This window comes from Sphingomonas sp. H160509, from assembly GCF_024124765.2.
GTDB lineage: Bacteria > Pseudomonadota > Alphaproteobacteria > Sphingomonadales > Sphingomonadaceae > Sphingomonas.
The window spans coordinates 2,336,755-2,349,208 of the sequence record NZ_JAMXSR020000002.1 but is presented as its reverse complement, the minus strand read 5'-3'; the positions used below and the strand labels follow the sequence as shown (position 1 = coordinate 2,349,208).

The following is a 12,454-nucleotide window of genomic DNA, read 5'->3' as shown; positions in this document are numbered from 1 at the left end:
GCCAACCCACCCCCAACCGCTCCCTTCCAGGGGAGGGGAGCATGTTGCCTGTGTGGCAAGGGTTGTGGACTTGAGCCGGCCCCCCATGCCACGCTCCCCACACAGGGAGTAGATAATGAACAAGCTGGCGATGCGGCGCGCGTGGTTCCAGGTCCACAAGTGGATCGGGCTGGTGCTGGCGATCCTGATCATCCCGCTGTCGCTCAGCGGCGCGGCGCTGGTGTGGCATGACGCACTCGACCGGATCGTCGATCCGGCGCGCTATGCGGTCTCGGGGAGGACCGTGATCGGGCCCGACAGCTATGTCGCGGCGGCGCGCGCTACGTTGAAGCATGGCGAGCGGATCGCGACGCTGACGATGCCCGACGACGGCGGTCCGGTGGTCGTTGCGGCCAGCTCAGCCAGCGCGCCGACCCGGCCGGGGCCTCCCCAGCGGATGATGGTGTATCTCGATCCACCGACGGCGCGCGTGCTGGAGGTGTCGCCGTCGAACGGCGGGCTCGTGCGGTTCCTCCACGTCCTGCACGGGAGCCTGCAACTGCCCGGCATCGGACGCTCGATCGTCGGCTGGATCGGCGTTGCGATGATGGTGTCGTGCTTTACCGGCCTGTGGCTGTGGTGGCCGACGGTGGGCAAGTGGACGCGCGGGTTGCGGTTCCGACGGCACCGCGACGTTGAGACCAACCTGCATCACCTGTTCGGCTTCTGGATCGCGCTGCCGCTGTTCGTGCTGTCGCTGACCGGCGCGTGGATCTCGTTCCCGCAATTCTTCGGGAAGCTCACGGGTGAGACGTCGCGGCCGAGAGGGGGGCCCGATCGCGGCGCGATGATGCGCGCGAAACCGCTGGCGTCGCCCGCGCAGCCACTGGCGGTGGCGATCGGCAAGGCCCGCGGCATCGTCGACAATGCACCGTTGCGGAGCGTAACCTGGCCGACCGACCTCAGCGCGGACTGGACAGTAACGTTTCAGGGCAGGGGCCAGGGCGGCGGCGCGCCGATCGGGGTGAAGGTTGCGGACGACACCGGCGGCGCGACCGCCGCACCCGCGCGGCCTCAGGGCGGCGTGGCGCGGTTGATGCGACGGATCCACGATGGCACCGACATGGGTGCTCTGTGGCAAATCGTGATTTTTCTGGGCGGGGTATTGCCCGCGGTGCTGGCGGTGACCGGCGTGATCATGTGGTGGCGCGCGCGGAAGTGGAAGGCGGAGCTGGCAGCGCGGCGGGCGACGTAGCCAGTCTCCCTCGCCCCTTTGGGGAGAGGGAAGGAGGAGCCTCTCGGCGACGGAAGGGTGAGGGGTGGTGGGGACTCGCGTCCCGAGCCCCATTCCCCTCACCCTCCCACGCGCAAGAGCACGCGGGCCCCTCCCCTCTCCCCGCAGGGGAGAGGGACAGCAGTTAGCGCCCCAGCAGCACCCGCGCTTGCCCGGCGATCTGCGCCAGCATCGCCGCGTTCGGCACCGCCGCATGGCGCGCGCGGTCGATCACCGCCTTGAACTGCGCGACCCGCGTGGCATTCGTCAGCAGCCACTTCTCGACCGCACCCTGCGGATCCTGCGCCCCGCACCGCGCCAGGAACTCCAGCCGCAACTGCTGGAAATCGCGCGCCAGCCCGGCGACCAGCAGCCGCTCCCAGGGATCGGTCGGACTGATCCGCGCCGCATTCGCCTGCGCCCAATCGAGCCCCAGCGCCTGCCCCAGATGCGTGAACGCCCGCGTCACCACCGCCTCGTCGAGCGCCATCCGCTCGCCGAGATCCGCCAGCCCGACCGCGCCGTCCATCTCGAACAGGCGAACGACCTTCCGCACCAGATCACCCGGCGCGCCGACCGCTTCGAGCTGCCCCGCGATGCGACTGCTCTGCGCGCTCGCCTCCTCGAGCAGCAACGCCGCGGTCTGGCTGTCGAGCTGCGTGATGCCCTTCGCCAATCGCGCGAGGACTTCGCCCGGTACGGCGCCAGGCGCCGACACGCGCAACAGGTCGGCGATCTGCGAGCGAGTCGCGACCGCCACTTCGTCGAACAGCGCGATCCGTGCCGCCTCGGGCATTACGGCCGTTTCGATCTCCGCCCACAAGGCCGGCAGGTCGAACAGGCGCTCGGCGACGACGAACATCGCCGCGATATCGCCCATCGCCGCGCCTTCCTCTTCCGCCAGTTCGAACGGGTAGAGGATGCCCAGCCGGTTGACGATCCGATTGGCGAGCTTGGTCGCGACGATCTCGGGCCGCAGCCGATGCTCGTCGATCGCCGTCCCGAACCGCTCGCGCATCGCCGCCGGGAAGGCGGCGTACAGGTCGGGCTTGAGTGCGTCGTCCTTCGCGATGTCGCTATGCTCGATCGCGTCCTGCAACCCGAGCTTGGCGGTCGCCAGCAGCACTGCCAGCTCAGGTCGCGTGAGCCCCAAACCATCTTGCCCGCGCCGCAACAGGATGTCGTTCGACGCCAGCCCCTCGACCGCACGATCGAGCCGACCGCCACCCTCGAAGATCTCGATCACACGCACATAGCTCGGCACCGCGACCGCACCGTCCGCCTCGGCGATCGACAGCGCCAGCGTCTGGAGGCGGTTGTCCTCCAGGACCAGATGCGCGACGTCGTCGGTCATGCTGGCAAGCAGCGTGTTGCGGTCCTCATAGTCGAGCCGCCCTTCTATCATCTCGCGGTTGAGCGCGATCTTGATGTTGACCTCGTTATCCGAGCAGTCGACGCCCGCCGAATTGTCGATGAAGTCGGTGTTGATCCGCCCGCCGCGTGCCGAAAACGCGATGCGCGCGGCCTGCGTGACGCCCAGGTTCGCGCCTTCGCCGATCGCGATCACGCGCAGATCCTCGGCGTTGACGCGGAGGCGGTCGTTGGCCGGATCGCCGACCGCGACGTTCGCTTCCGCCGCCGACTTCACATAGGTGCCGATGCCGCCGAACCAGAGTAGGTCCGCCGGCGCCTTGAGGATCGCCGAAATGAGCGCGCCCGGCTCCATCTCGCTCGCGGTTACACCAAGTGCAGCCTGCACCTCAGTCGACAGCTTCACGACCTTGGCGGTGCGCGCGAACACGCCGCCGCCCTTCGAGATCAGGCTGACGTCGTAGTCCGCCCAGCTCGACCGCGGCAGCGCGAACATCCGGTTGCGCTCGTCCCAGCTGGTCGCCGGATCGGGATCGGGATCGAGGAAGATGTGGCGGTGGTCGAACGCCGCGATGACCTTCAGCGTCTTCGACAACAACATGCCGTTGCCGAACACGTCGCCCGACATGTCGCCGCAGCCGACGACGGTGATGCTCTCGCTCTGCACGTCGAGCCCGCGTTCGGCGAAGTGCCGCTGGACGCTCAGCCATGCGCCCTTGGCGGTAATCCCCATCGCCTTGTGATCGTACCCGACCGAGCCACCGGAGGCGAACGCGTCGCCCAGCCAATAGCCGCGTTCGAGCGCGAGGGCGTTCGCCACGTCGCTGAACGTCGCGGTGCCCTTGTCCGCCGCGACCACGAAATACGGGTCCTCGCCGTCGAGGATCGTCACGCCGTCCGGATGGACGACCTCGCCCTCGACGATGTTGTCGGTGATCGACAACAAGGTGCGGATGAAGATCCGGTAGCTATCCGTGCCCTCGGCCAGCCATGCGTCGCGGTTCGACGGTGCAGGGAGTTGCTTGGGATAGAAGCCACCCTTCGCACCGGTCGGCACGATGACCGCGTTCTTGACGCGCTGTGCCTTCATCAGCCCGAGGATTTCGGTGCGGAAATCGTCGCGACGGTCGGACCAGCGCAGGCCGCCGCGTGCGACCGGGCCGGCGCGGAGGTGGATACCCTCGACGCGCGGCGAATAGACCCAGACTTCGCGCCACGGCACGGGGGCGGGGAGGCCGGGGATCAGGTGGCTGTCGAGCTTGAACGCGAGCGCTTCCGACGCTGCAGGCGTGAACGCGTTGGTCCGCAGAGTCGCCGCGATCAGGTTGCGATACGCACGCAGGATGCGATCGTCGTCGATCGCGGTGACCGCGTCGAGCCCGGCTTCGATCGCCTGGTCCGCCTCGATCGCATTACCCGGGTGCTCCGGATGATGGACTGCGGTGAACCGCGCGATAAGAGCGGCCGCAACCTTCGGCGCACGCCGCAACGCGTCGACCACGGTGGTCAAACCATACGGAAGCCCCGCCTGGCGCAGATACCGGAACCACGCGCGGAACAGCACGATCGCCTCGGGCCGCATGCCGAGTTCGACGATCAGCCGGTTGAACGCATCGTTCTCGGCGGCGCCTTCCAGCACCGCTGCGATCGCGCCTTCGAGTACGGGGGCGTCGCTCTGCTGCGCGGCGTCGTTCGCTTCCAGCACGAAGTCATGCACGAACGGCACGCTGTCGTCGCGCAACCGCGTCGGCAGTTCGCCGATCACGCGGAAGCCGAAATTCTCCAGCACCGGGACCGCGTCCGACAGGGGGAGCGCCCCGCCGAGCTTGTAGATCTTCAACTGCGGATCGGCGCCGGCTTCGCCCGGAACAAGGCGCACGCCACGCGCGTCCGTATCGGCCAGCGCGGCGATCCGCTGGATATCCTCGGCGGCCTCGGCGGGCGTGCTGAGGTTGCGGTAGTTCTGCGGGAACGCCGCCGCCCATTTGAGCGCAAGACGCGCAGCGCGTGGCGGCGGCAACGTCTCGACCAGCGCAGCCTCGACGTCCGACACCCAGCCACGCACCATCCGCTGCAACCGCAGCGCGAGCGGCGCGACGTCGGGCATCCGGCCATCGCCGCGCAGATCGAGCGTGTAGCGGATCATCGCGACCTCGCCGTCCTCCAGCGCAATCGACCAGTTGAGCACGCTCGCATTCGCGGCCTCGGCCAGCATGTCGCCGATCGCGACCCGTCGGCCGGTGGTGACATCGTCGCGCGGCAACCACACGAACCCGAACAGATGCCGCCCGAGCGCCGATTCGACCAACACGAGCGCCGGCCGTGGCCGATCTGCGATGCTCATCGCGGTCAGCGCAAGGTCTTCCAGCGCATCGGGTGCGAACGCGATCACGAGGTCGTGCGGCAGCGCAGTGAACGCATGCGTTAGCGCCTTGCCGGCATGACCACGCGGATCGAACCCGAACTTTGCCTTCATCGCGGCAAGCCGCGTGCGCAACACCGGCACGTCGCGCGGCATCGCGGCGAGCGCGGCACTGGTCCACAGGCCGCTGTAGATCGACAGCCCGGCGACCGTCGCGCCCTCCATCACCGGCACGACGACAAGGTCGAGCGGGACGGCGCGGTGGACGGTCGAGATCAGGTTCGATTTCAGCAACAACGGCGCGTCGTTGCCTGCCTCGAACCATTCGATCGCCAGTGCGCGCGACGCTTCGGCGAGGATCGGGACGCGGTGCTCGTTGCGCGCGATACCGAGCGCAGCGTGGCCGCTGCCGTCACGATGCCAGATCTGATGCCCGAGCAACGTCAGATGCCCGTTGAGGAACCACTGCAACAGCGCCGCGCCTTCGCCCTCGGGCAGCTTGGCGATATCGTCGTCGAGCGCGGCTTGCATAGCGCGCCAGTCGGTCACCGCCGCGCGGACGTCGGCCAATATGGCGGTCAGATCCTCGATCAACCCCCGACGGTCACGCGCATCGGCGCGTTCCATCTCGAGATAGATCATCGATTCGGGCCGACCTGCACCCTGGCCATCCGCGTCGATCGCATGCAGCGTGCCATCGGGCGCGCGCGTCGTGCGGACCACGGGGTGGATGATCCGATCGACCGCGATGTCCTGCGCGCCGATCGCCGCGGCGATCGAATCGACCAGGAACGGCATGTCGTCGTTGACGATCGCAAGCCGCATCCGCCGCCGCGTGTCGTCGCCGCTGATCGGCTCGATCGCGATCGCCGGCGCACCGTCGTCGCGGTGCGCGGCAGTCGCGGCGACGAACGCCGCGGCCTGCGCGACCTCGCTCGCCCCGAAGTCCCTCAGTTCGCCCGGAAGGGCCCGTTCGGTCAACCGGCCTGCAAGGGTCTCGGTGAGCGTGTTCAACGATTGGTTCGCCATAGGTCAGGGCCTATGCGCCCCCCGTTCGCCTATCTCAACCCTTGTGGCAGGTGCGAAGGATTATGCTGCGGCGCACCTAAAACGCGGATCGCTCCACGGCTTCGATCGCCGCCAGGTCGCTGCCGAAGCCACTCAGAAAGCTTGCGAAACCGCCTGCCGGCACCTGATGCCGCTGGGCGTGACGCAGCACCGTCGCGAACGTCTCCAACCTAGCTGCCTCGAAATTCGCGCCAAAGACGAGCGCAACGATCTGCATCATCGCTTCCGCCCCACCCGGCACGCAAGCAGCAGAGAGAATCGCCGTGAAATTATCGCTATCCTGCTCGGCAGACACCGCGAGATCATGCGCCCGACCCAACGTCCTGTGGAGCGCCATCCGACTGCGCGCTTCAGCCGCGCGGACCTGCGCCGCGCTCTCACGCGCCATCGCCAGTTGCTCGCCGAGCCTTCCGACAAGCACATAGTCGGCGGGCAAGGGGTCATCCAGCACCAGTTCCTGCAAGGCAGCAGGCGTCGGCTCGGCAGGCATGATATCGAAGCCACCGCTCGGTCCATCCGCCCACACCTGCGCGGTCGCGCCCGAGCCATACGAGGTTGCGTGAACGGCGGCATCTAGCTCGGCCGACAGTGCAGCCTGCAAATCAGCGTCCGCGAGCTCCTTCCAATTGATGACGCCGTAAATGAAATCGATCGTCACCCCGCCAGACGCGAACGGCATCAGGATCCCGCGGTACAGCGTCGTCCGCCCCCGGCTGCTGACGAATTCCGCCTCGAAGCCGATCGGCGCACGATTGGCAATGATCTGCAGGTAATGATCGGTCAGCCGCGACAACAGCGAGCGGCTCGGCACGTCCGCGATCGTCGCGATCGGCCCATCCAGCCCGCATTCCTCGCGCAGCGCCCGGCCGAGATACGCGATCTTAGGATCGCCCATGCCGTGGCTGAAGTCGAGCAGCACGCTGTGCGGTCCGAAATCGGTGATCGTCTCCGGCTCGAGATCGGCGATCGAGGGGTAAGGGCGGTCCTTCAGCAGCGACACCCAGTGATTGTACGCGCGCACGTGCATCCGCCGTTCGTCACCGCCGAGGTCGAACATCACGTCGTTGACGCCCGCATCGGTCGAATCGGACGCGCCGGTATGCGCAGTCGCCCGTGGCGGAGCCTCCGTAATCGCCACGCCATCCGCGCCCGCTACGCGTCCATCCCTCTACGCTGCGCGCCGTCGTCATGCCCAAAAGATCCCCGTATCGTCGCCCCGCTTGTGCACCGCGCTTGGTAAACACATAGTAAACTCGCAAACCGCTTGTCAGCCCGCAAAACCGCTGGTAGTTGCCGCCCCCTCGACCGGATACATCCGTCATCGGGCCGCTTTAGCTCAGCTGGTAGAGCATCGCATTCGTAATGCGGGGGTCACAGGTTCGAGTCCTGTAAGCGGCACCATTTTTTTGAAAATCGCCGGTATCTTCGAACCTAGTTCCAACTGGTGTTTGCCGATATCGGACAATGGCAGCCGGGCTGTAGCGGCAAGGTTTAGCGTCGCGGTAGTGAGTCATCGTGCCTGTTATCGGTCCGGAATATGGGGCTCTATTAGGTTAACTGGTCGCTGTTGGACGATCTCGTCCCTGATCGCGCCGGATGTTCGGCGCCAACTCCATTCTCCGCAAGATACAGGTGTAGAGCCAGACCCTTCGCCGAAAACTGCCAACCGCTGAGTTCGATGCTGGTCAAAGGCCCACAGCAGAGGGGGCGGTGCTGCTGCGTATCACGAGTTCGTGTTGGAGTGTAACCTGCTGCGACGGGCTTGCGGCGCCACGGAGGATGTCTACGAGCAATTCGACCGTGCGGCGGCCGATCATGCCTTTGGGCTGGGCGATCGTCGTCAGCGGGGGGCTGAAAATAGCGCGCGAGGGGGAGATCGTCGAAGCCGATGACCGAGACGTCCTTCGGGCATTTGAGCCCTGCGTCGCCGATCACGCTGAGCGCGCCCATCGCCATCTCGTCGCTGAAGCAGAAGATCGCGGTGACGTCGTTGTCGATCAGGTTGCGCGTGTGGCCGATGGCCGAGCCGGCGGAATAGTCGCCGACGCGGATGTGGAGGCTGTCGCGCAGGCCGGCGCGGGTGGCAGCGTCGATCGCGCCGGCGAGGCGGTCGCGGCTGATCGGGCTGATCTCCGGGCCGGTGATCACGCCGATCCTGCGGTGGCCGAGGTCGATCAGGTGCTGGATCGCGTCTGCGCTCGCCGCGGCGTTGTCGATATGGACGCTGGGGACGCCTAGGTCGGGGCTGTATTCGCAACCGTTGACGATCGGTGCGGCGGTGCCTTTGCGCGCCAGCAGCGGCGAGAGGCTGGCGGGCAGGCGATGGCCGAGGAAGATCAGCCCGTCGACTTCGCGGCGCGAGAGCATGTCCGCATATTGGTCCTCGACTTCCGGATCGTGCCGCGTGTCGCCGACCACGACCGAATAGCCGGCGTCACGTGCGGCTTCTTCGGCGCCACGGATGACGCTCGCGAAGAACGCGTTGGAGATGTCGGGGACGGTCAGCAGGATCTTGGCGGCGCGCAACGTCCGCAAGCTGCGCGCGGCGACGTTGGGCGTGTAGCCGGACTCGCGAACCACCTCCAGGACGCGTCGCCGCGTTTCCTCGGACACCTGTTCGGGGCGGCTGAGAACGCGCGAAACCGTGGCGGTCGAGACGCCTGCGAGAGCGGCCACTTCGATGATCGTCGGCATAAGGCCGTCATGTATCCGGTCGTGGGCAGTGTCGATCTATATCCGATGTAATCCTTTACATTCGATTGGAGGCTCCGTAGCTTCATGTCCGACAAGCAGTAAAACTGCGATCGGAGAGGTGGCGAATGGCCGTTGCGGACACTGCACAATATCCAACAGGCATGGCCCAGTCGGGTGGTCTGCTGACAGGTCGCTTGAGCGCGATGATGTTCATGCAGTTCTTCGTGTGGGGCGCCTGGACGGTCACGCTCGGCCTCGTCATGCAGACCGTCGGCATCGGCAACCTCATCGGCAACGCCTTCTCGGTCGGGCCGATCGCGTCGATCGTTGGGTCTTTCCTGCTCGGCATGGCGGCGGCACGGTATGTCAGCCCGCGGATGTTGATGGTGGTCCTGCATCTGGTCGGCGGCGTGCTGTTGTTCGTACTGCCGTCGCTGGTGACACCGGAGAATGGCGGGACCTTCGTCTGGCTGCTGCTGTGCTACATGATCCCTCTACATGCCGACGGTCGGCCTCGCGAACACGATCGCGTTGAAGAGCTTTGGCGAGCGGACCGACAAGTTCCCGTTCGTCCGCGCGTTCGGCACGCTCGGCTGGATCACGGCGGGGTTGATCATCGGTTGGGCGGGGCTGTCGGCTAGCCCCGAGATCTTCCGCGTCGCCGCGGTCGTCTCGATCGCGCTGGGGCTCTACAGCTTCACGCTGCCGAACGTCACGGCGGATGCGCCACGCGACGAGAGCGTGCTACGGCAGGTGTTCTGCGTTGAGGCGTTCGGGTTGCTCCGTCAGCGCTCGTTCCTGATCTTCATGACCTGCGCGACGCTGATCTCGATCCCGCTGGCGATGTATTACGCCTATGCGTCGCCCTATGTCGGCGCGACCGGCATCAATAACGTCGGCGGCACGCTCGCGATCGGGCAGATGTCCGAGCTCGTCTTCATGTTCTCGATGCCGTGGCTGTACCGCCGGTTCGGGGTGAAGCCACTGCTGCTCGTCGGGATGGCGGCATGGGCGTTGCGCTACGCCTTGTTCGCGATCGGCGATGGCGGATCGTCACTGTGGGCGGTGTATCTCGGCGTCGCGCTTCACGGCGTGTGCTATGATTTCTTCTTCGTCGCCGGTGCGATCTACACCGGTACGATCGCCACGCCGAAGGGGGGTGAACGCGCAGGCGCAGGGAATGCTGACGCTGTTCACGTACGGCGTCGGGATGCTGCTTGGATCGCAGATCGGTGCGCTGTTGTATGCGCAATTGCCCGCATCGCCGACCATCGCCGACTGGCAGCATATGTGGTGGTATCCCGCAATCGCCGCGGCGGTGATCGCGCTGCTGTTCCAGTTCACGTTCCGCGACGACACCAGGAAGATCGCAGCATGACCGGCATGAAGGGCCCGGGGATATTCCTCGCCCAGTTCCTTGGGGATGGGGCCCCGTTCGATACGCTCGACGGGTTGGCGGAATGGGCAGCTGGGCTCGGTTACGTCGGCGTCCAGATTCCGTGCAATGAACAGTTGATCGACCTTAAGCTTGCGGCCGAGAGCAAGACCTATTGCGACGATCTTCGCGGTGGCCTCGCCAAGCACGGGATCGAAGTCACCGAATTGTCGACGCATCTGCAGGGCCAGCTCGTCGCGGTACACCCGGCGTACGATACGCTGTTCGACGGCTTCGCGCCGCCCGATCTTCACGGCAAGCCTGCGGAGCGCCAGCTTTGGGCGGTCGAGCAGGTGAAGCTGGCGGCGAGGGCGAGCGCCAATCTCGGCCTTTCCGCGCACGCGACCTTCTCCGGCGCACTGGCATGGCCCTACGTTTACCCGTGGCCGCAACGCCCTGTCGGGCTGATCGAGGAGGCCTTTGCCGAACTCGCGCGCCGGTGGGTTCCGATCCTCAACGTGTTCGAGGAAGCGGGCGTCGATTGCGCGTTCGAGGTGCATCCGGGCGAGGACGTCCATGACGGCGCGACCTGGGAGCGGTTCCTGGCCGCGGTCGACAACCATCCGCGCGCACGCCTGCTCTTCGATCCGTCGCATTTCGTGTTGCAGCAGCTCGACTATCTCGACTTCATCGACCGCTATCACGACCGGATCTCGTGCTTCCACGTCAAGGATGCCGAGTTCAACCCGAACGGTCGCACTGGCGTCTATGGCGGCTACGAGAATTGGGTCGACCGCGCCGGCCGGTTCCGCTCGCTCGGCGACGGGCAGGTCGATTTCTCGTCCATCTTCAGCAAGATGGCGCAGTATGGCTATGACGGCTGGGCGGTTCTCGAATGGGAGTGCGCGCTGAAGCGGTCCGACGACGGCGCCCGCGAAGGCGCGCCGTTCATCCGCGACCACATCATCCGCAAGACCGAGCGCTCTTTCGACGATTTCGCCGCCAGCGGGATCGATCGCTCTGCGATCCGCAAGCTGCTTGGGCTATCGGAGGAGCGGTCGTGAGCCGGCTTCGTCTCGGCATGGCCGGCGGCGGGGAGGGCGCGTTCATCGGCGCGGTGCACCGGATGGCGGCCGCGCTAGACGGCGACTGGGAGCTGGTCGCGGGTGCGTTCAGCACCGATGGTGGGCGCAACACGCGCACCGGCGCGCTGCTCGGTCTGGATCCCCAGCGGGTCTACCCGACGCTCGATGCACTGATTGCGCACGAAATTACGCTGCCCGCGGACCAGCGCATCGACGCGCTCGCGGTCGTCACGCCGAACCACCTGCACGCGCCGATGGCGATCGCCGCGCTCGACGCCGGCTTCCACGTGTTCTGCGAAAAGCCGATGGCGATGAGCGTCGTCGAGGCCGAAGCGATCGCCGCCGCCGCCAAGGCCAGCGGCCGCCACTTTGCGCTGGCGTTCACCTATAGCGGGTACCCGATGATCGAAGAGGCGCGCGCGCGGGTCGAACGCGGCGATTTCGGCGCGATCCGGTTGGTGCAGGTGGAATATCTACAAGGCTGGCTCAGCCAACCAATCGACACCGACGGCAACAAGCAGGCCGAGTGGCGCACCGATCCCGCCCGCGCGGGGCTCGGCGGCTGTCTCGGCGACATCGGCACGCACGCGTTCCAGCTTGCCGAGCATGTCTCCGGCCTGTCGGTGAAGTCCGTCTCGGCAGATCTCACGACGCATGTCGAGGGCCGTCGACTCGACGACGACGTCAGCGCACTGCTGCGGTTCGAGAGCGGCGCGCGCGGCGTGCTCAAGGCCAGCCAGGTCGCGGCGGGAGAGGAGAACGGGCTGCGACTGCGCATCCACGGCGAACGCGGCGGTCTCGACTGGTCACAGATGGAGCCGAACACGCTGACGCTCCGCTGGCTCGATCGCCCGACCGAGATCGTGCGGACCGGCGGCCCCGGCATGCTCGACGCGACCGCCACGCTGGTGCGGACTCCGGCGGGGCATCCCGAGGGGTACATCGAGGCCTTCGCCAACCTTTACCGCGCATTCGCCTCAGCGATCCGCGGCGATGGCAACGACCGTTGGTTTCCAGGCGTGACCGATGGCCTGCGGACGATGCGCTTCATCGAGGCGGTGATCGCCAACGCCGCGTCGGATCAGAAATGGACTTCAGTAAATCCGGGAGAGAATGAATGAAGTTGCTCATGGCCTTGGTCGCTGGAAGCATCGCGGCGGTTGCGGCGGTCACGATATCCGTGCCGACCACCGCACAATCGACTGCAGCCTCACCCCCCGGCGTTCGCCGCCTGCCGCGCCTGTCAC

The 12,454-nt window shown here is 66.6% G+C and carries 7 protein-coding genes, 1 tRNA gene and 1 pseudogene; 6 read left to right on the top strand and 3 right to left on the bottom strand.

Annotated features, from left to right (window positions below; all coding sequences use genetic code 11):
• The first annotated feature begins 115 nt into the window (after positions 1–115).
• Complete coding sequence (locus NHF48_RS13190) at positions 116–1,234, top strand: PepSY-associated TM helix domain-containing protein (RefSeq protein WP_253071375.1); 1,119 nt, start codon at positions 116–118, stop codon at positions 1,232–1,234.
• Between the two features lie 163 nt (positions 1,235–1,397).
• Here NHF48_RS13190 and NHF48_RS13185 read toward each other — a convergent pair whose 3' ends face one another.
• Both NHF48_RS13185 and NHF48_RS13180 read right to left on the bottom strand, forming a co-directional pair.
• Positions 1,398–6,014: an NAD-glutamate dehydrogenase gene (locus NHF48_RS13185; RefSeq protein ID WP_253071374.1), complete on the bottom strand. Its 4,617-nt coding sequence runs from the start codon at positions 6,012–6,014 to the stop codon at positions 1,398–1,400.
• A 76-nt stretch (positions 6,015–6,090) separates the two neighbouring features.
• Positions 6,091–7,191: a PAS domain-containing protein gene (locus NHF48_RS13180; RefSeq protein WP_253071373.1), complete on the bottom strand. Its 1,101-nt coding sequence runs from the start codon at positions 7,189–7,191 to the stop codon at positions 6,091–6,093.
• Positions 7,192–7,378: 187 nt separating this feature from the next.
• On the opposite strand from NHF48_RS13180, the gene NHF48_RS13175 reads away from it, so the two are divergent.
• A tRNA-Thr gene (locus tag NHF48_RS13175) sits at positions 7,379–7,454 on the top strand.
• Between the two features lie 147 nt (positions 7,455–7,601).
• Here NHF48_RS13175 and NHF48_RS13165 read toward each other — a convergent pair.
• The gene (locus tag NHF48_RS13165) at positions 7,602–8,747 is read right to left on the bottom strand and encodes a LacI family DNA-binding transcriptional regulator (RefSeq protein ID WP_446741155.1); all 1,146 of its coding nucleotides are present in this window, start codon (positions 8,745–8,747) and stop codon (positions 7,602–7,604) included.
• A gap of 125 nt (positions 8,748–8,872) precedes the next feature.
• On the opposite strand from NHF48_RS13165, the gene NHF48_RS13160 reads away from it, so the two are divergent.
• From NHF48_RS13160 to NHF48_RS13140, 4 genes and pseudogenes are all read left to right on the top strand, one after another.
• A complete protein-coding gene (locus tag NHF48_RS13160) occupies positions 8,873–9,388 on the top strand; it encodes a hypothetical protein (RefSeq protein WP_253071372.1) in 516 nt (171 codons plus the stop codon).
• Positions 9,279–9,839: pseudogene (locus tag NHF48_RS13155) on the top strand (MFS transporter); the annotation flags it as partial. The gene NHF48_RS13160 and the pseudogene NHF48_RS13155, both read left to right, overlap by 110 nt.
• Before the next feature lie 282 nt (positions 9,840–10,121).
• Positions 10,122–11,186, top strand: coding sequence for a sugar phosphate isomerase/epimerase family protein (locus tag NHF48_RS13145; RefSeq protein WP_253072423.1), 1,065 nt, complete (start codon positions 10,122–10,124; stop codon positions 11,184–11,186).
• Positions 11,187–11,203: 17 nt separating this feature from the next.
• Positions 11,204–12,328 (top strand): Gfo/Idh/MocA family protein, encoded by a 1,125-nt coding sequence (locus tag NHF48_RS13140; RefSeq protein ID WP_253072422.1) that lies wholly within the window; start codon positions 11,204–11,206, stop codon positions 12,326–12,328.
• Positions 12,329–12,454: the final 126 nt, after the last annotated feature.